Source organism: Clostridiales bacterium (assembly GCA_030016385.1).
Lineage (GTDB): Bacteria > Bacillota > Clostridia > Clostridiales > Oxobacteraceae > JASEJN01.
Genome location: JASEJN010000053.1, coordinates 1 through 21,741, shown reverse-complemented (window position 1 = coordinate 21,741; position 21,741 = coordinate 1). Strand labels below are relative to the sequence as shown.

Sequence of the window (21,741 nt, the reverse complement as noted above, 5' to 3'; positions counted from 1 at the left end):
CCGTCATGCTTGTGGGGTTGCTGTCGCAGTAGCTGTAAAGGTGTGATGTCCACGGTTCGTATGGGCTTCCACTGTATGTGTCCTGGGTTAAGAACCTTCCCGTATCGGGGTTGTAGAACCTGGAGCCCATAAGGTACAGGTTGGATGAACTGTCATGTACGGCTCCGGTAAACTTGGTGTCGTTTTTAAAAGCCGTATCTCCCTTTTCCCTGGTGCCGCCAAATTCATCGTAGTCGTAACCCTTTACCACTGTGCCTTCTGGATTTATGATGTTCGTTACGCTTCCCCTTATGTCATAATTATATGTGAAATACATATTTTTGTATATACCGTCAAATCTCTTCGATGCTATGATAACGCCGTCTAAGTCAAGTATGTTTTCATTGACTTTTACATTGTTCCCGTCGGTTGTATAGAGTATATCGTCTCCCTCATAATAGTACTTTGTCACTATACCGTCCGCATTCCTTTTAATCCTCTGGCCGTCACCATTATAGTAATTTGCCGTGTTTTTAACGGTTGTGCCGTCAGACATCGATGTATTAATCAGCCTGTCAGCCTTGTCATAAGTGTAATCGGTTGTGACATCCTTTATAGTCCCGCCTACATCCTTTTTTGATATCTCCTGCTTCTGGTTGCCGTTTAAATCATATGAAAATGTGCTGTCCGCCTGGCCGTTCTTTTTTATATCTATCATCTGGTTAAACTGGTTATAGCCATACGAGAAACTGTTTGTCCCGTCATTCATGGTAATCCTGTTGCCTACATTGTCATAGGTATAGGTATCTTTCTTGGACTCGGTGGTATTGTTCACAAGCAGGAGCCTGCCTAATTCATCATAGCTGTATGCTTTGTTTACGGTTTTTGCCGTATCGTAATTCGTATATGATGTTTCATTCTTTATGAGACCTCTTTTATCGTACTGTATTGTATATTCTTCCTTCTTTGCCGTGCCATTATCGAGGTACTGCGCATTTATTAGCTCCCCAGCGGTGTTATAGGTATATTTTATATTTGTAAAATCCGTCCCCTTGGTATCAAACTTCCTGTAGTTTTTAACACTGTCTACATATCCCGAAGGCGTATAGGAATATTCCCTTACCGTACCGTAGTTATCAGTTCCACTTTGTCCGTATCCTATGCCTATGCTCTGCAGTCTGTTATAAATATCGTATTTGTATACTATATTTTTTATGCTGCTGCCATCAGAGTAATATGTCCTTATTTTATTCCCGCTTCCGTCATATTCGTAATTTACGGTGTTCCCATCCTGCACCGTTTGTTTTAACCTGTTCAATACATCATAGGCATATGATGTGACGATTGGACTGCCATTCTTTACATCCGTCATCGACAGCCTGTTCCCGTTATCATCATAGCCGTATGTCGTATAATTATTTGAATCATACTGGACTTTGGTAAGCCTGTCCCAACTGTCATACCGATAATTTATGACGCTCGAATCATTCTTTGTAAGCTGAAGTATATTACCGTTAAGGTCATACTGATATAACGTAGTTTCGCTTATTCCATCCTGGGGTGTTCCATCATTTACATCCTTTACTTTCCTTCCCAGGGCATCGAGGTATGTTAAGCTCTCTCTTCCAAGGGCATCTATCGTCTTGTTTACAATAGTTCCCCCGTCTTTTATATCATATTGATATCTCGTGCTTATTGCAGTGCCGGATACATTGTTGGAAACAGTTACAAGCCTTCCTATTTTATCATAACTGTAGTTTGTAATATTCCCTTCCCCATCTTTAGACGTAAGCTTATTCCCCAGAAGGTCATATGTGAATTCATTCTGGATATTTATACCATTAGGGTCATCCACTGTCTTTATTACCCTTCCAAGCTCGTCATATACGGAGTCGGATTCCCTTCCTTCCGCATCCTTGGTTTTTATGACGCTGCCCAAATAGTCGTATTCATATGTCGCATATGTTCCCCCTGATTCTTTTTTGATCAGCCTTCCCGCTGAATCATAGTATTCTCTTGATTCCCTGTTTTCACCGTCTTTATATATTACAATCATGTTATTATCTGTTCCAAAAGTATAGGATACGCTTGCAACCTTTCCATCAGGATAAGCTGTCATAACCAACCTGTTCAGCTGGTCATAATCGAAACCTGTGGTATTATCCATCCTATCGGTGCTCGACTTTAAATTGCCATCCAGATCATACGAGAAATACTCGGCCTTCGTGCCTATTCCATCACTGCCCGTGTAAACTTCGGATGTTTTTCTTCCGAGGGCATCGTATACATATTGTGTTATATGGCCGAGTGCATCCTTAACCTTCGTGGGATTCCCCTGCGCATCATAGGAAAGTATCTCGGTGGTTTTTCCCAGCGGCTCGGTCTTTTTTATCATCCTTCCCTTGCCGTCGTAATTATATGTTGTGGTATTCCCAAAATTGTCGGTAACTGTATTCGTATTCCCGTCGCTGTAATAAGTATATGTTGCTTTGCGGTTTTCAGGGTCCGTGGAGGATATCATATTGCCCTTATCATCATAGGTATATTTTGTTATCGCGTATGCTCCGGGCCCTACGGGTTCTTTCACCTCTCCCGCTTCATTGAAACTGTTGTAATCGCTGTATTGGTTGACATTATTCAACGGGTCGGTTATCGTGAGCAGATTGCCCTTTGAATCATAGGTATAGGTATAACTGACGGTTTTTACTGTTCCTCCTATTATATTCTGGCAGTACATCCTTGTAACATTGCAGTTTGAGTCATATTCGTAATTTATGCTGTGGTTTAACTGATCTGTCTTTTGTATTATACCGCCATCCGCATTGTAACTGAAAGACACCGTTTTGCCTCTGTTTGTTATCGATGTGCTTCCTGCCGAATAATTTATATTATACTTTTCCCCGATAGGGTCTGTTATCCCCGATATCTTGCTGTCAATGTAATCAAAAGATGTAGTGTTCTTCTTTGGATCCTTTATGGCGGTGATATTTTGATATGAGCCGTCATATATATATTCTTCCGAATATTCTACATTGTTTTCTATTATTATATACATCTTTGTAAGCTTGTCTGAAGAGTCATCATATACATAATTGAATTCCCTGCCGGATGGATCCGCTATCTTTATCAGCCTGTCGGTCTTATCATAACTTAACCTCGATACATCTCCCACAGAATTTGTAACAGTATCTATGTTTCCTCTTTTATTATAGTTTAATGTTATGGCATTCCCATTTGGCTCCGTAAATTTGACAAGCTGCATTTTATCATTAAAACTATATGTTATATTATCTTTCCTTTTTATTTCATAGCACTTTAAGGCGGTATTATATTTAAGATCCATATATGCGCCCTTTGGCGAATTATATGTTCCGTCTGCGTTTTTACTGAACCTGTGTATGCTTCCATCGCCGTCTTTAAGTATCATCCCGGTTTCATTTCCCGAAGCATCATACTCCCTTAAAAGATTCGTATTGAAGCTGAAATCCCATCCATAACCCATCGGTGTCTTTGTAGTCGACTGGCTGTTAAAGCTTCTTCTCATGACGGATGCAAGTTTTGTCCCCGGGTAGACAAAATCCGTCGACTGGAAGCATAGATTACCGGAACTCAAGTTGATATACGTAGTCCCGCTCCCCGATTGCAGCTGTGCGAATCCCCAGTAATCCTCAATTCCTATGCGCTTATTAAGTTCATCTGCATCGACTACTCTGGCAGAGGCTATATTGGATACAAGGCTTTCACGGGTTTGACCATTAAAGGAACATACTGCACGTACCTTATAGTAGAATGTCTTCCCGTAGTTCAAATTGAAATCGTTCCAGTACGGCGTTGTGATGTTTGATGCTATCAGATTTTGCGATGATGGAATAAAGTTAGGATCAGCGCTCCTATATATATTGTAATATACGCCGGATGTCAAGGACTCGTCCCATCTTAGCAATATGTCGTAGTTTATATTAGGGGTGGCTGTCAGATTTTTTGGTATATCGATAAGCTGCACTGTAAAAGCGTTTCCGGCCGCAACAGATACAGTTTCCACCTGCCAGTCATATACCTCGGGAGTTTTCGATGCATCGGATGTCGCAAATATCGCCTTTACTCTCAGGTTTTTATTTTTATTGTTTATTTCGATTTTTGTATTCAAAGCCGCATCCTGCCATGTCGTACCGCCGTCTGCAGATATTTTGTACATTATACTTGTCCCGGCGGGCTTGTTTTCATTCGCAGTTATTTTTGCCGTATCCAGATTTGCCGGAAGCAATATCGTCTTTGACTCAAAGCTTCCCGATGCAGGATATGCGCTTCCGTCCGTCTTCAGCTTTATTGAACCGTAAGATGACTTTTCAGTGCCAGCCATATTTTCGATCTTTGCTATATCGTTGAATGTATCCGCTATAGGCGTCCCCTTGTATGTTGTAGTACTATAGGAATCATTTCCATTTGCATCTGCAGCTTTTACATATATGTCATTTATGCTTCCTTCCGAAAATGCGGCGGCGTCAAATGTAAGACCCTCGCCGGGCACGGATTCGCTGTCAATAAGTCTGGAGTTGATATACAGCCTGCCAAGAAGCCCCGATATATCCCCGTTATCTGTCATGTGGTATGATACCGTATTGTTTTGTTTATCGACGGTAACGCCGTTTCCCGGAGAATCTATCTCAATGCTACGGCTTATGCTTATGCTGCTCGCGCTTTTGATTATCTGCATCGTTATGCTGTTTGTGTTATTTGCCTTATCAGTTGCTGTAAGTTTTAGAGTGTATGTATCCTCCTCTAATCCCGTAACATCCCATGAGTATAACAGATTGCTTGAAATCTTAGATGTTCCGGATACCAAAGACGTATATGAAGCAGGAGAAGTCCCATGACCGTAGTATAATGACCAACCGCTGAGATTTGCATCATTAATATTTCCTGTTATATTTACAATACCGTTTACTGTCTGCTGATTTAAGGGATCCATAATGTTAATTGCCGGAATCACCGTATCCTTGTAATAGCTGGCAGAAACAGATGCCCCTGTATTTCCCTGAAGATCTACGCCTCTTACTGCGATCGTATGCGTACCGTCCGACAATGTCGAACATGGAACTGTAAATGTACCGTTTGGTGTCGTTAAACCTGTATCTTTCCATGCGCCGGCGTCTATCGAATACTGGCTTTTTTTAAAACCTCCCTCATCCGGCGTGGATGCCCAGTTTACAGTTGCAGCAGGGTTTACATTCTTTGTCCATGAGGACGGATTTAGCGTAACGGATGTCGGAGATGCCGGTCCTGTCCTGTCAGACGCAAAGATGCTGCTTGAGCTTGACGGCACACTTGGGCTGTTTCCGTTTGCGTCATATGTATATATATCCGCCCTGTAAGTGCAATTGTCCTTAAGATTGGAAAACGTATAGCTGTTCTGGTTTGAAGGTACACTTGCTTCGCTTACCTGACCGCTTGCAGTATTATATAGTTTTATATGGTAGGATGCAATGCCGCTTGCACCTCCCTGAGGAAGATCGGATGAAGCATTCCACGATACGGCAGCCTTCCATGCATCGCCTGTGTTTAACCCGCTGTCTATCAAAGATAATTTTGCATTGGATACAGGATTGGGAGGTATGGTATCAGGAAGCTTTAAACTCGTACCATCCGAGTAGCTTGTCACAAACGTATAGTTGGACCCTGCAAAGCTTACGGTTTGATATGCCCTAATTCTTGCCGTATAAACAAAATGATCCCTGTAATCCGTATTCTCATTTGACGTATTGGCATTCCAGGCGTTTATATAAAGATTTCTGGGGTCACAGGATAAATCTGTTCCCGTACCATTGGTTACGTACTGCCAGGTACCGTTATTTACATTTACAGGATATATACCTTTCCCTGCAGTTGACCATGACGTACTGCTCCCTGCATTAAAATCCTGATATCTGTTGCCGTTATATATGGACACATAATATCCCGTCGCCCCCGCCATAGAGCTCCAGCTTACATTCAATGCGCCCTTTGAATTGTTTTTATACGGAGATACGACGGTATTTGCCGATAGTGAAGGCGTAGGCAGCGGTGTATAATTTATGGAAAGATAATGGCAGTTATTGTGAAGTGAAGACATATTATCATAAAACACTCTGTAATATCCGGCAGAGTTGTCCGAATCATTCATCTTAAAAGCTATTCCGTTGTTCGGCCTTCCCGAAATCCAAGCTTTATACAGGTTTGTAATATTCCATGAATACCATCCGGGTCCGCTCACATGCGTGTTGTCTACATTATTTGCATATGACGGCTGATGATTCCAGTCAACTGTAGTTTCATTCCAGTTGCTTGTGATCTCCCATACCTGATCTATCGGAGAACCGCTGTAATTGCTGTAGCAATATGCATTAAAATACACGCTGGTTATTACGCCGTTTATACCCGGCAGGCTGTATTTTATGAATGACCTGGCCGTCCCCGTTGATGCAGAACGCCCGGTTATAAGCCTGCCTGCAGAATAGTATTTTGTATTCGGGTATGCACTTAATACATAAGTATCATAACTGTGCCCCGAGCTTCCTTCATTTATGGTGGGGTCTATTATTACAGGATACTGCCTGTCTTTCGAATTGAGCCAATTATCATCCACCTGTATATCGAGATAGTATTTGTTTTTATCCTTTCTTATCTTTTGGGTTACATTCCCGCAAAACCCTCCGTTTGCATCTTCCGCAAATGGAACCGGTATAAAATAGACAATATCATTCGTGCCGCTGTCATACATCCCTATTGTCCCATCGTCATTCTCCTTCGGCACAAGGTTGTTCAATTCCAGCTCAAATGTATAGCTTGTCCTATCTGTAGGCTTATTAATAATTATACTTTCTTTAACCCCATCGTTTTTAGATTCATATTTCAGGTCTATATTGTTATATATATTTGGATATGTTATGCTGTTATCTTTCAATAAGGCGTCATTTTTCTTTGCATTTTCAGGTATTATCTTGAGTGAGTATTTCCCATCCGAGATCCCTGTAAATTCATTCCTATCCTTTTTAGATGAAAATACAGTTTTAATTTTATTCGCTTTATTGCTTATGTTATACTCATCCTTGGTTTTTTCATCGTAATTCGCGACTAACGTATTATCTATTTCTTCATATTTATCGCCACTTTTATAGTGTATTGGCAAATTATACAACCTTATTGTATGAGTACCGTCGGGATTCAAAAATTCCTTCTGATATTCCGTTCTTTTTTCAATAAGTTCTTTTGCTTCGGTCTGCACTTTTTTGGATTTGACAGAAGAATCGGCATTTGATATTTTCGCAGGAAACATCGTAATCAAAAAAACAATAACCAAAATGCGGGAAATGATCTTGTTGAAGATGTGCTTCTTCATAATACCCTCCTTTTAATGTTCAATTACATGCTTGAACTGCATTTACATTTGCTTATGCTGAAATTATACAAGAGATGGATCATCGAATATATTTTATGTGGCAAAATCCTGTGAAAAGCTGTCATATACCTTTACATTACATACACCTCCACTAATATTAATTTATATGTAATTCCAGTATATTACTGTTAATAATTGTATCATGGCCTATATTTTTTTACCATAAGAACATTTCTACATATATTGACATGCATCGATAGATATCTTTTCAATCTCCTTTGTAGAATCATCTTCTCGGCACCATTCTATTTTTGTCGTTTTTTCCTTTAGCGGTAACCTATACAACTTAAAATGAATAATATAAATTGAAAAATTTATTTGGAGGTCTTTAAGTGTTAAAAAAAATAAAAGCAGTAGTTATATCTACCATTATTTTTTCACTCATTGCGGCATTATTTGCGGGATGCAAAAGTACAAATGTTGATAAAAAGCAGTCGCTTGTAAAAATACAGCTGAATGAAGTGGCAAGGTCCATATTTTATGCCCCGATGTACGCTGCAATAAACGAGGGCTTCTTTAAAGAGCAGGGCCTCGATATCGATCTTGTGACGGGACAGGGAGCGGACAAAACGATGCAGCAGGTACTTTCCAAAAATTCCGATATAGGCTTTTGCGGATCGGAACAGGTTTTATACCTCTACAACCAGGGCAGAGAGGATTATGCGGTAATTTTTGCGCAGCTTACAAAGAGGGACGGATCATTTTTCGTATCAAGAGATCCTGATCCGAACTTTACATGGGATCACGTAAAAGGTAAAAATATTCTTGGAGGGCGCCCCGGCGGAGTTCCCGAGATGTCCCTTGAATACGTATTGAAATCCAACGGCATTTCGATGTCTTTCAACGGCGAAAAGCCTGCAAAAGACGTAAACATTATAACGAATGTGGCATATGCTGCGACTGCATCGGCATTTAAAGGCGGAACCGGCGATTACGTCGCTCTGTTCGAGCCTTCAGGGACGATACTGGAACAGGAAGGCAAGGGGTATATCGTATCTTCAATCGGCAAGGAATCCGGTGAACTTCCTTATACCTGTTTCTTTGCGACAAAATCGTATATCGAAAAGCATCCGGACATAATACAAAAATTTACAAATGCATTATACAAGGGGATTGTTTGGGTGGATAGTCACTCAAATGATGAGGTTGCCAAATCTATCAAATCGTTCTTTGCAGGAACGGATGAAAAGCAGATATCCATCGTCGTAAAAAGATACAGGGATCAGGATTCATGGCAGAAGGATCTGATAGTTAAAAAAGAAGTGCTGGAAAGGTTTGAAAACCTGATCTATGAATATGATTCACGCTTGATGCCCAAAAAACCGCCATATGAAAAAGTAGTAACGGACAAATTTGCCAAAGAAGCGGCTAAAAATAAATAAACGTCCTGAATCTCAGAAAATGTTTAAACGGATAAACTAAATTAACTGGGGGGATAATAGTGTCATCATTAAAACTCGAAATCAAAAACCTTTCGATGATATATCATACCCTTGACGGTGAGACCGAGGCAGTTAAAGATTTTTCGCTCTCTGTCAATGAAAATGAATTTATAAGTATAGTAGGCCCAAGCGGGTGTGGTAAATCTACTATACTCTCTATAATTTCCGGCCTTTTAAAGCCATCTTCCGGTATGATACGCCTTAATGGGAAGCAGGTAACGGAACCATCCAGCAGTATCGGCTATATGTTTCAAAAAGACAATTTATTCGAATGGAGAAATATTCTTCAGAACGTGATGCTCGGCCTTGAAATACAGCACCGGGACAGCCGTGAGCAGAAAGAAAGGCTTGAAAAAATGCTTGTAAAGTACGATCTCGGAGGTTTTAAAAACTATTATCCCCATCAGCTTTCAGGTGGAATGAGACAAAGAGTTTCCCTTATAAGAACACTGGCAGTCGACCCTGAACTGCTGCTTTTGGATGAGCCTTTTTCAGCTCTGGATTATCAAACCAGATTGGCAATTGCGGATGAAGTATATTCCATCCTCAAACAGGAAGGAAAAACGACGATACTCGTAACGCATGATATCGCAGAGGCAATATCCATGGCGGACAGAGTCGTTGTGCTTTCTCAAAGGCCGGCGTATATAAAAAACATATATGACATAAAGCTTTCATGCCCCATAAGAACGCCGATAAAGTGCAGAGAAGCTCCCGAATTCAGGTATTACTTTAATTCTATATGGAAGGAGCTCGATGTTCATGTTAAATGATAAAGCCTTATTGAATACTGTCCGGATATCCAAAGAACATAAGGAATTTCTGAAAGGCATCAAGAGAAAAAACAATGCTATTTTAATTACAAGGCTTATCATACTTGTAGCCTTTTTCGGGCTCTGGGAAATAGCCGGAACATTTAAATGGATAGACCCATTTTTGATAAGCCAGCCTTCGAGAATGGTCAAGACTCTAATTGTACTTTATAAAGAGGGAAGCCTTTTCCGCCACATCGGGGTAACATGTTTGGAGACAGTTATCGGTTTTGTATCCGGTACGCTTATCGGCACGCTGATAGCTATAATTTTCTGGTGGTCGGATTTTTTATGCAAGGTACTGGATCCTTACTTAGTGATCCTCAACAGCTTGCCAAAAACAGCGTTGATACCGGTGCTTATATTCTGGATAGGCAACGGCCAGCCTGCTATAATCGTAACGGCCCTGTTGATATCAGTTGTAGTTACCATAATGAGCGTACTTCTTGGTTTTCAGGAAGTCGATGACAACAAGATAAAACTATTAAAGACATTTGGAGCATCGAGGTTTCAAATATTATCCAAGGTGATTCTTCCGTCCAGTGTTCCCAACATTATGTCTGCATTAAAAATCAATGTCGGGCTTTCCTGGGTTGGAGTTATCGTAGGAGAATTTTTAGTGGCCAAAGAGGGCCTAGGATTTTTGATAGTCTATGGAGGCCAGGTCGCACAGCTTGACATGGTAATGGCAAGTATTCTCATACTTGCAATAGCAGCATATCTCATGTATATTGGAGTATCCTATATAGAAAAACACTATATGAAATGGAGACAATAGGCCTAATATTAGGCCTTTTTCGTTATATAAAATACATTTCAATTATTCCAAGAATATCGCACCCATCATATAACAATTTGTTATCATTATTCAGAATTATTTTTAAACATGATAAATAATAAAAATATGCTATAATGAAATTGTTAGTGGATTTTTATAATGGGGAAGAATTTTTTTATCATCAAATCAACAAACTATAATATATCGATTGGATTTATGTTTCACACTCGTGACTTTAGTCATGGGAAGTTTAATATTTATATATTAAACGGGTTTCTGCTTAAGATATATTATAGTAAAAATAATTTTATAGGAGAGATGTTTATGAGTGAAAACACACTAAGTATTGAATACCTAGGGATTATTAACGCCAAGGTTAATAGAAACCTTCCAGTTTCAAAACTTGTTGAAAAAGCTATTCTCCGCGGAGAAGGCAAACTTACAAACACCGGCGCTCTTTCCGTAACAACGGGAAAATATACCGGCAGGTCCCCTGAAGACAGGTTTATTGTCGATATTCCTGAGGTACATAACGAAATAAATTGGGGAAAAGTAAACAAGCCGATTGAAGAAGAAAAGTTCGACAGACTTTATGGAAAGCTCGTTTCATACCTTCAAAACCGCGAGCTGTTCGTTTTTGACGGATTTGCAGGAGCTGATGCCGATTACAGGCTGCCAGTCAGGGTAATAAATGAATATGCATCACAGAATTTGTTCATACATGAACTTCTAAGAAGACCTACTTCAAAAGAGCTTGAAAATTTCGTGCCAGGTTTTACCGTCATTTGCGCACCAGGCTTTAAGGCGATTCCCGAAGTTGACGGCACGCATTCCGAAGCTTTCATAATCCTTAACTTAAAGAAAAAGCTGATAATAATAGGCGGTTCACAATATTCCGGCGAGATTAAAAAATCCATATTTACAGTTATGAACTATTTACTCCCAAAGAAAAACGTATTCCCAATGCACTGTTCCGCTAACATTGGAGCAAATGGCGATGCAGCATTATTCTTTGGACTTTCCGGCACAGGAAAGACTACGCTTTCGGCTGATCCCAACAGGTACTTGATAGGTGACGATGAGCACGGCTGGTCTGATAACGGCGTGTTCAATTTCGAAGGCGGATGTTATGCAAAATGTATCAACTTATCAAAAGAGCATGAACCTGAAATATGGAATGCTATAAAATTCGGTGCATTAGTTGAAAACGTCATATATGACAAAAATATGGATCCTGACTATTCAGATGGCTCTCTTACAGAGAATACCCGTGTAGGATATCCTGTTGATTTCATACCCAATGCGGAATTGTCCGGATTAGGCAGTCATCCAAAAACAGTTATATTCCTGACGGCAGATGCTTTCGGAGTTATGCCTCCGATTGCCAAACTCACAAAGGAGCAGGCAATGTATTATTTCATGTCCGGTTATACAAGCAAGCTTGCAGGAACCGAAAGAGGAATAACCGAACCTCAGGCAACGTTCTCCACATGCTTTGGAGCACCGTTTATGCCATACAATCTTTCGGTATATGCAAAACTTTTAGGAGAGAGAATTGAAAAGCACAATTCAAATGTATATCTGATCAATACTGGTTGGTCAGGCGGCCCATATGGTGTCGGCCAAAGGATTAAGTTAAAATATACGAGGGCCATGGTTACGGCGGCATTGGAAGGCAAATTCGAAGGCATTAAGTTTAATGTCGATCCTATTTTCGGCATACTTGTACCGGAAAGCTGCCCGGATGTTCCGTCAGAAGTGTTGAATCCTCGCAACACTTGGAAAAATGCTGATGACTATGATAAAACTGCTAAGGATTTAGCTGTAAGGTTCAGGGAAAATTTCAAGAAATTCAAAAACGTACCTGAAAGCGTAGTTAAAGCAGGTCCTGTGGCAAAATAGCTTAAAAGGGGCTGCTGCATAATGAATGCTTATTCATCATGCAGCAGCATTTTTGTATAGGTATAAGTTTTACATTTGCAGCTGTCCCCTTTCATGTGGGGATATGCCTGCTCAATAAATATTATCTGGCGGTGATTGTATGTTATATCCATTGAAATTTCACCCTGTATATAAAAGCATATTGTGGGGCGGAAGAAATATAGAAAAAAAGTTCAATCGCAATATCCCGGACGGCAAAATAGCCGAAAGCTGGGAGCTTTGCTGCAGAAACGACGGCATGAGCATCGTTTCAAACGGAGATTTAAAGGGCCTGACATTTGAAGGCATGCTTGAAAAATATAAAGAACAATTGGTAGGAACGGATGTATACGGCGTATATAAAAATTTCTTGCCTCTTTTTATAAAAATAATAGATGCTAACGACAGATTGTCAGTGCAGGTCCATCCTGACGACAAATACGCTAAATCCCACGGCGAAGGCAACGGCAAAACAGAGATGTGGTACATAATAGATGCAAAACCGGGAGCCAAATTAGTATATGGCTTGAAAATAGGCGTAACCAAGAGTGACTTCATCCATTCCTTAAGCAGTGGAAATCTGGATAAACTTTTGAATGAAATCCCCGTATCCCCCGGAGATGTATTTTATATACCATCAGGTACGGTACATGCCATACTCGATGGAATATTGATCGCCGAAATACAGCAAAACAGCAATACAACATACAGGGTTTTCGATTGGAACAGAGTCGATAAGAACGGTAAGCCCAGGGAGCTTCATATAGACAAAGCCATTGAAGTAATTAACTTCGATAATCCGCCCGTATTAAACCGGAATAGGAACTATGTGGATAAAGGCGGCTATAACGAAAGAGTTCTCTCCGAGAACGATTATTTTACAGTAAAAGAGCTGAATATCTCAGATGAATTTACGGGCGAAACGGATGGCAGAAAATTTACGGTATATATGTTCATAGAAGGCAATGGGCGTATATACTATGAAAAGGGCTGTGAACCCGTTTCGTTAGGTGAAACAGTCATGCTGCCGGCATCTATGGGTAAGTATTCGATCAAGGGACATGCAAAAATACTTGAAATATACGTAAATACAAAATAAGAGCGGATGTCACCCGCTCTTATTTTGTATTTAATTTTCTGCAATGGCACCGCATAAATCCAGTAATCCGATTATTTCCGAGCATGCCCTTGAGGGCAGCGCTTTGCCTATTTTCAGCGCATCAGGCTTTAAGTATTGCATGCCTATTTTTATGTTTAAAGTCGATTTCTTGTTATAACAAGGAGGAAGCAGTTCTTCTATTTTTTTAACGAGCATATCATAATTTCCGAAGCACAACTCATTGTTGCTCAATTTCATCTCTTCATGCCCATTATTATTATTTGATTTTTTGGATTCGCTGTACAGCAGCATCAAGATCATATTCCTGTTTCCCTTGAAAAATCCGGTCAATGTATCTTTTTTATTTGTCAATATATCCTCAAGCTTTTTTATGCCGTCATAGTCCCTGCCTTTAGGGCATTCAATATATATTCCTATGTTGTCTCTATAGAAATCGATTTTTAAATTGAAAATCCCCGAGCTTTCAATATCGCAATTTGCCGATATGCTACTTTTCATTTTATTCAGTCCCTTAAAGTCCTTCTCAAGGGTTAAAACCTTTCCCGTGCTCGTATGATAACTTTTCTGCACCTGATAGCAGAACTCCCTGAAGTGTTTCTTCATCTGTTCTCTTTTATCATTGTATTCCGCCTTTGCCAGATCGTTTTTTCTTTTGAAAAACTCAAAATCATCGCCTGTAAAACCCATAAAATCCATATGAAACCACCTCTTCATTCAAAACTTCCGCCAAATTAAAGGTTTATACTTGCAGATGATACGATACCAAGCTCTTTATATATCTTCAGACCCTTATTTAAATATTCCAATGCCTCACTTTGCTTTTTCTCCTTTTGATAAAATTCCCCCAGCATGATATATACATTGGCAAGCTCCTTAGGCATGTCCAAATTTTGAAGGTAGCCTATGGCCTCAAGGAGGGAAATCTCAGCATTTTTTTTATCATCTTTCAGGCAGTAAATTTTATAAAAGTAATAATAAATGGCTACCATATATTCGTCCTGTCCGGTGTTGCAGCACTTTGCATAGGCTTTTTTGACAATCTCTATGGCCTTGTCAAAGTCATTTACCTTCAGATAATTATCTGCAATCCTGAGCATAGTGTACGGCAGCATCTTATCGTCTATATCAGATTCTATTTTATACGCATTCTGCAGATGCTTGAAGGATTCGCCGATACTCCCGATATTGGACAATATTATGCCCATGTTTGTTTCCATCTTGGCTATTAAATTCAATTTATTAAGCTCCTTTAAGACATCGACGGCCTTTTGAGCATATTTGAGAGCTTCATCAAATTTATTGGCACTATTATATGACAGACTTAACATAAGCAGAGACTGCGAATATTGAAAACGGTCGGTGGTTTTTTTCAGCTTTTCCATCGACAAAAGCGCATAATCGATGGAGGGCGAATAATTTTCCAGCCTTGAATAGCACAGCGATATATTAAAATAAATATTCATCAGCAGCTCGTCATCGACTATTTTGTTATTATTCATCACCTTTTCCGCCTGCTTGTAGTAATTCAGTGAAGAGTTAAAATAAGACAGCTTAAATGCCGTCATCCCCAACTGCATATAAGTTTCCAGCAAATCCTTATATTTGCATGTCTTCAGAAACACTTCGCTTGCAGACATGAATTCACTTTGAGCATTTTCGTAATTCTCCTGCTTATAGTCGATCATCCCGTAGTAGAGATTATACAGACCTATATAATACTCCCGATCATAATCCTTGGCATATGCCATTCCCATGTTCAAAGCGTCCAGCGCCTGCTTATAACTGCTGTTCATTATTGAAGCATATGCTATATCAGCATAATACTTGCACAGATTATCAGCCTGATGCTCTTCCGTTTCGAGTATATAATCTATGCTCACATCTATTTTGTTCGCTATATATTCCAGAAGATCTATGCTCGGTTTTGATTTGCCGGACTCAACAAGGCTTATCTGGCCGGGCGTAACTTTATCCCCCGCTAAGTCTTTAAGAGTCATGTTTTTTTCTTTTCTCTTTAATTTTATTTTTTCGCCCAAGGAAAGTATTTCCATAAGTACCTTCTCCTAAAAGTCAATAATTAGCATCACATAGGGTGCATATTCTTCAAATAATTTATATACACACCATCACACATACCTTTATGACTTTTCATTTGTGTGCTTTTAATAAAATTATAGTTTAAATGGAATAATTGTACAAGTAGTTTATAAAATGGTGCATACAGATTATTTGAAGAATATTATGAAAAAAGCATTATATAACTGTTCTTATTCTATAATTTTTTCTGTATTTTTCTTTCGAATCTGCAATAATCGCCAAGGGAATTATACGCGCTTTTATATAAGCTGAATAATACATTATACCTGATGCCCTTTTCCCGGTCGGGCGTTATCACTTCATCCTCCGATTCCAGATCATGCTCTTTATTGAACAAAGACTCGAAAGCATATCTTGTTATTAAATCGCATTCTTTGCTGATTCTGATTTCCTTACCTGTTATATCGGATATGATATTATATTTCAAACTATCCTTAACATCATCTGCCAGAATTATATTTTCAATATTCAAGCCGCAATCCGTTAAAATATCGATTTTTTTCCTTAACGAATAACCTTGAGATTCATAGGATGCCGCCAGAATGTCGCGCCCGCAATTTGCGGTATTCACCCCTATAATGCCAGCATCGATGTCAAAATTCTGGAAGAGGCTGTCGCCTATAATATACGGAACGACGATAAGGCCATTTGAACCCGGGGTATAGTCATCGCTTTTTAATGCATCGATTTTTGTATACTTTTTTAACCATTTATATGTCATATATTCGAAATTGCCTATTATAATATATTTATCTTCGATTCTAAAGAGAGACTTTCGGATTTCCCCGCTTAGCCTTGCCTTATGTGAATTATATTTAAAACAAATGCTTGAAGAATTTGCATCATATAAAATAGTATTTTTGTCCATATCTTCCGAAGCCAAAAGCAGAGGGAGTATGAAACTCGATACGGCCAACATTTTTACTTCGCTTTTAAGTCCGAGTTTTTCTTTTACAACGCCTGCAATCATACCCGTACATTCGCCGGTTTTGCATATGGCCGGGAATATATCCTTCTCCAAGCCAAAATTATCCAGTAATCTGCCATCATAATGAAAATTATTGCTATCGCACCCGAACTGCATCGCAGAATAATTGTCTATAGCCGTCTCTCCGGTCAGCTTATACGAGATATACGAATCAGGTGTCAAAACTTTGAATATTTTTTTATATATATCGGGCCTGTTGTATTTTATCCATAAAAGTTTCGGTATCACATTATACGTCCATGGGAAGTCAGTCCTGTTTTTATGTTTTTTATTATACTTGTTATATAAGTGCGCTTCATATCTCCCTCTTCCGTCATAGGGAAAGATAGCGTCCATAACCGGTAATCCGGAGCTGTCGATGCATACCATGGTTCCCGGGATATATGTTACCGCGATGTATTTTATATCGATTGCAGAGTCGCTGTCGACTGCATTTTGTATCATCTTTGATATTGCATCTTCCCATTTATCGGGAACCTGCGTTATGCAGCCATGTTTTATCGATAACCCGATATCCTCATATGCTGATAATAATTCAGTGCCTTCGGTATTAAAAACAGATGCCTTTACAAAATCCGGTCCTATAAAAAAAATCATGGCACATTCCATAGGCAAGCCCCCCAAAACATAAAATATCCTCATTATTATATATGCTTCGAGTGGCAATTTGACACAATACAGGGGCTGTAAGGTCTACAGCCCCTGTATTGTGCCTTGGCACATATATTATCGCTTTCATACCATAACGCATGTGCTTTTTATTAAGAACGCCAACTTCTTATACCATCCATCATATCGGATGTAAAATCCATTACCTTTCTTCCAGCCCTTTCTATCCTTTTTCTGGTTCTTCTGTCCATCTGGGGAATGATCAGCATTCCTGCGGCTGCTCCGATAAGCGTTCCGGCTGCAATACCTCTTAAAAGTTTTCCTTTCATTTTATCGCATCCCTTCTGATTTCGATGTATCATTTTTTAAGTTAAACTTAATTTACAGGCTATGTCCAAAAATCGACAATTTAACTAAACAAAGCCGGTTTATAATAATTTTTAAATTTAACTAATTGTATTATTTTATATATAGTTTGTGATATTTTTCATTTTATTATCATAGAAATTTTTTCTATATGTAATTTGCTTTTTCAATGGTAAAATATATACAGGAGGTATTTATATGAGCGATAATAAAACAAAATCACCGGCTACGAACACATTGATAGCAATAAACGTATTGATTTTCCTCTATATATATGCAAATGGCGGAATAAACAGCTATGAGGCTCTTGTAAAGTATGGTGCAAAGATAAATTCACTGATAGTAGGCGGGGAATACTGGAGATTTTTTTCCTCGGCCTTCCTCCATGCCAATCTTGCCCACATAGCATTCAACATGTATAGCCTGTATAATATAGGGAAACTTGACGAGTCGATATTTGGCAGCAAAAAATTTATTATAATATACTTTTTTTCCGCTTTATCCGGAAGTATATTCAGCTTTGTCTTTTCCAATTCACCTTCTATCGGCGCTTCAGGCGCCATATTCGGACTTTTAGGGGCAGTATTATACCTTTGCCGTAAATATCCCAGAATACTGACATCATCCTTTGGAATAAATATACTTGTCATAATAGGGCTCAACATTTTTTACGGCCTTTCAAATCCGCAAATCGATAATTTTGCCCACATTGGAGGGCTGATAGGAGGATACATGTCGGCAAATATCACCGGTTTAAAAGGTGATGACAGGATCGATTCCAAAAAACTCCTATTTACCGCTGCATCAATATTACTGGTAATTTGTGGTACAATAATCGGTATAAAAATAAATTCATAGGTTTCAGCCTGTGAATTTATTTTTATGCCATTATCTTAAATTTATTGTAGCAGGATCAAATGAGCTTTACCTTTGAAATATCGGCAATACATCCCTTGATCACACCTCTTAATTTTCTTATATTTTCGATCATGTTATATTCCAAGGTGCCGTTTAACATATTTTTTACGGCATAATCGCATTCATTCCCAGCTTTTATAATGTCCCCCGAAAGCTTTATTATTTCATCGCTGCCTTTAAAATCACCCTCTATTCCGAGATAATTTTTATAACCCCCATAAAACAGGAGAAGAAGCCCCGCACTTTTTATGCCGTCGATTATATCCCATTTTTTCTCTATGCCGGATATTATCCAGACAAGCTTTTCCCATGGCATATAATGTATCCTGCAATCGATATATTCACTTCTTATTCCCGGATGACAGTTGATCTCAAAAAGATACTTGCTGCAGCTTATGTCAAACGAAAAATCGATCCTGTAATATCTTTTCCCGCCGCTTTCATAACAATAGATTCCCAATTTTTTAAAGTCCTCCATGCTATGAACGACTGGAAGGAAATCGATGCTTTTTTTATAATACGGATAAAGTACTTTATGGCACAAATGGCTGAGATCTTCAAAGTACGGTGTAATGCAGCCGTATAAGTACTCCTGTGAACCGTTTCTACCAAAGTCATCATACTCGTTTATACTTCTATCTATATCCGCAGCAGTTATTTCACTTAATACGCGTTTATCAAATAATGCGAACATCTCGTTTATCAACCTGCAGTATGCGCTCTCCGATCTCTCTATATAATCTTTATCACTTTTATACTTTTCCCTTTCAATTTTTACAAAGCTTTCGATTTTTTCCTGAACTCTGTCTTTTTTTACAATAGACTCCTTCCTCGGATATATGCTGCTTGTTATCTTTTCAAATAGACTGTTTATTTCATCATCAAAACATTCAGACTTTGAAATGCAATCAGATTCGTATCCGCATATCTCTTGATTTTTCTCTTTCCCATGAAGCAGCTTCTTTTGTATCATAAAAAGCACATCAAGGGCCCTGTCATCATACCTGACCTTCAAAGCTCTGTCGACATATGACAGCGCATCAATTCCCCTGCCCATATTGGCCTTGCATATGCTTATATCTGTCAATGCTCTCTGAATCAATTCATCTTTTCTGTATCCCTGTTCTATCGATATATGTATGCAGCCTTCAAAATAATCCACTGCTTCTTTATATTTCTTTAGCTTTAATGCAAGTATTCCCGAATTAAAATATACCTCGGGATCTTTTATATCCTTAAGATAAATATCAAAAACTTCAGCCGCCTTATCATATTGCATGCTCTCATAGTAAAGGCACCATAAATCGATCGACAAATCTCTGCTTAAATACTCGTTTGGCACCGATTTAATCAACTCAATGCCTTTTTCATAGTTTTTAAGCTTCCGGTAAATGAAAGACAGGTTATGTAATATCTTCTTTCGCCTGTATATATCTACGTTTTTATAATTATCGATCAAATAATTGAACAGGAAACCCGCTTTATCATAGTATTCATTTTTGCTTAAACATTCCCCAAGTTCATAAACCTCATTAAAATTCAATTTTTCAATTTCCATATGTTTGAAATAATCTGCCCAATCCAAGCCGGATTCTACACAACATATTATTATTTTAGGATATGCGCTAGGTATGTATTTATTCAAAGACAATATTCTATCAAGCAGCTTGAATGCACTTTTGAATTTATCGAGCTTTATATTGCATACTGCCATCCTGTATAAAAGGAACGCGTCCTCCGCTTTTGCATCTGATGCTCTATGATACATATCAAGAGCCTCATAATATTCACCATTTTCGAAAAGCAAATCCGCAGCTACGCGGGTTCTTAAAAAAGAGCCATTCTTCTTCCCTGATAATACTTTAACGGATTTTGCTATGGATTTTGCTTTGATTGAAGGCGAAATATCCATATCTTTAAACGCGTTATACAGCTCGTCTATGACTATTTCGTCTGTTTTTTGCGGTGCTATGGAGTTATATATATGCATTGCACATGGTCTATCAAGGCTGTATGCAAAAAATGCCGCAAAGCAACAGGCACTGTAGCATTCAGGAGTCGTTCCGGACATTTTGATTATACTCTCTTTATTTTGCTCAAACAGATTGAATGATTCATTCATTCTCGAATCTTCAAACAGTATGCATATCTTCCGGCATATAATTTCTAATCTTTCATCATCTTTTAAATAAGTACTCCTCAATAAATCATCTATGATATTTAAAATCACATTTTTATCCTTTATTTTTAGCATGGGAGCACAGCGCAAAAGCATATCCTTTTCAAAGTATCCGATACCTTTAAATGACTCAATGTATTTCAAAAGCTCATATATCCTTTTGGCTGAGAAATATCCTTCTTCAATAAGCTCTCTCCTGTCTTTCGAGTATTCATCATCCAGGGTTTTCGCATATTTTATTGCATCTTCGGCGTCTTTTATGGATAAATAAGACCTTGACAATATGATAGCTGCTTTATTCCTGTAGCCTTTATTCAAGCCCTCTTCATCCAAAACTTTTTTCATGCATGATATGGAATTTTTATATTCCTTCAGCGAAAAATAACACTTTCCAAGCAGATAATCTGCTCTGCAGTCTTTAAATTTTTCCTTATTTGATAATATTATATTTATCGGCTTTTGATATTCGCCGCTTTTTATATACTGTTCAGCGATCATATATAACAAATTTCCATCTTTATTTAACTTGTACGCCTTTTCAAGACATCTAACGGAATTGTCATACATACCCAGACTGTCATATGCAGAACTCATCTCTAAATAGCTTTCTAAAAAATTTTTATCCAGCCCCAGCACTTTGTTAAAAAGCCTGATCGCCTCTTTTGGGTTTTTGTCCTCATATGTAATACCGGCATCCATAAGCGAATTGATTTTGTCATGTAATTCCCTTGCGGATACTTTGCCTTTATTGATGCATTCGTCGGGGCAGTCTGAATCAAGCTGTATCTTGCTGCAGCATTCTCCGCATATATTTATATAATCATATTTAGGGCATTGTCTTCTTCCGCGCCTTTGGCCGCACCTTTCACACAAAATTTTTTTTACCATCTTTTCACCCCTCATATGGCAAATACAGTCAAATTTGTTTTATACATATAATATTAATATATATTTTTATATAATTCAATTAAAAATAGGACACAACTTTATTATATGCCTGGCAGCATATTTAAAGCTGTGCCCTTTAAAATGATAAGGCACATTTTTATATTTGAAGAATATTATTTCAATCGCTAAGCTCACAGCCTTAAGAGTCTG

At 38.6% G+C, this 21,741-nt stretch carries 12 protein-coding genes; 6 read left to right on the top strand and 6 right to left on the bottom strand.

What is annotated here, in order from left to right; genetic code table 11:
• The coding region (locus QME45_11545; GenBank protein ID MDI6619286.1) for a DNRLRE domain-containing protein at positions 1-7,354 on the bottom strand (7,354 nt) is incomplete at its 3' end.
• Positions 7,355-7,746: 392 nt separating this feature from the next.
• Between QME45_11545 and QME45_11540 the strand changes: the two genes are divergently transcribed.
• From QME45_11540 to QME45_11520, 5 genes are all read left to right on the top strand, one after another.
• Positions 7,747-8,796, top strand: a complete 1,050-nt coding sequence (locus tag QME45_11540) for an ABC transporter substrate-binding protein (protein MDI6619285.1) — start codon at positions 7,747-7,749, stop codon at positions 8,794-8,796.
• 95 nt (positions 8,797-8,891) lie between these two features.
• A complete protein-coding gene (locus tag QME45_11535; GenBank protein ID MDI6619284.1) occupies positions 8,892-9,629 on the top strand; it encodes an ABC transporter ATP-binding protein in 738 nt (245 codons plus the stop codon).
• Complete coding sequence (locus QME45_11530; protein ID MDI6619283.1) at positions 9,619-10,446, top strand: ABC transporter permease; 828 nt, start codon at positions 9,619-9,621, stop codon at positions 10,444-10,446. The genes QME45_11535 and QME45_11530 overlap by 11 nt, the downstream gene beginning before the upstream one ends.
• 324 nt (positions 10,447-10,770) lie before the next feature.
• Entirely contained in the window at positions 10,771-12,348 is a 1,578-nt protein-coding gene (gene pckA / locus QME45_11525; protein MDI6619282.1) for a phosphoenolpyruvate carboxykinase (ATP), read from the top strand.
• Positions 12,349-12,487: 139 nt separating this feature from the next.
• The gene (locus QME45_11520) at positions 12,488-13,465 is read left to right on the top strand and encodes a class I mannose-6-phosphate isomerase (protein ID MDI6619281.1); all 978 of its coding nucleotides are present in this window, start codon (positions 12,488-12,490) and stop codon (positions 13,463-13,465) included.
• Between the two features lie 30 nt (positions 13,466-13,495).
• Here QME45_11520 and QME45_11515 read toward each other — a convergent pair whose 3' ends face one another.
• From QME45_11515 to QME45_11500, 4 genes are all read right to left on the bottom strand, one after another.
• Complete coding sequence (locus QME45_11515) at positions 13,496-14,200, bottom strand: hypothetical protein (GenBank protein MDI6619280.1); 705 nt, start codon at positions 14,198-14,200, stop codon at positions 13,496-13,498.
• A 17-nt stretch (positions 14,201-14,217) separates the two neighbouring features.
• The gene (locus QME45_11510) at positions 14,218-15,537 is read right to left on the bottom strand and encodes a helix-turn-helix domain-containing protein (GenBank protein MDI6619279.1); all 1,320 of its coding nucleotides are present in this window, start codon (positions 15,535-15,537) and stop codon (positions 14,218-14,220) included.
• Positions 15,538-15,758: 221 nt separating this feature from the next.
• A complete protein-coding gene (locus tag QME45_11505; GenBank protein MDI6619278.1) occupies positions 15,759-17,180 on the bottom strand; it encodes an FGGY family carbohydrate kinase in 1,422 nt (473 codons plus the stop codon).
• Positions 17,181-17,332: 152 nt separating this feature from the next.
• The gene (locus tag QME45_11500; protein MDI6619277.1) at positions 17,333-17,509 is read right to left on the bottom strand and encodes a YtxH domain-containing protein; all 177 of its coding nucleotides are present in this window, start codon (positions 17,507-17,509) and stop codon (positions 17,333-17,335) included.
• 235 nt (positions 17,510-17,744) lie between these two features.
• On the opposite strand from QME45_11500, the gene QME45_11495 reads away from it, so the two are divergent.
• Positions 17,745-18,404, top strand: a complete 660-nt coding sequence (locus tag QME45_11495; GenBank protein ID MDI6619276.1) for a rhomboid family intramembrane serine protease — start codon at positions 17,745-17,747, stop codon at positions 18,402-18,404.
• Between the two features lie 55 nt (positions 18,405-18,459).
• Here the strand turns inward: QME45_11495 and QME45_11490 are convergent, their stop codons facing one another.
• Entirely contained in the window at positions 18,460-21,531 is a 3,072-nt protein-coding gene (locus QME45_11490) for a CDC27 family protein (GenBank protein MDI6619275.1), read from the bottom strand.
• Positions 21,532-21,741 lie beyond the last annotated feature (210 nt).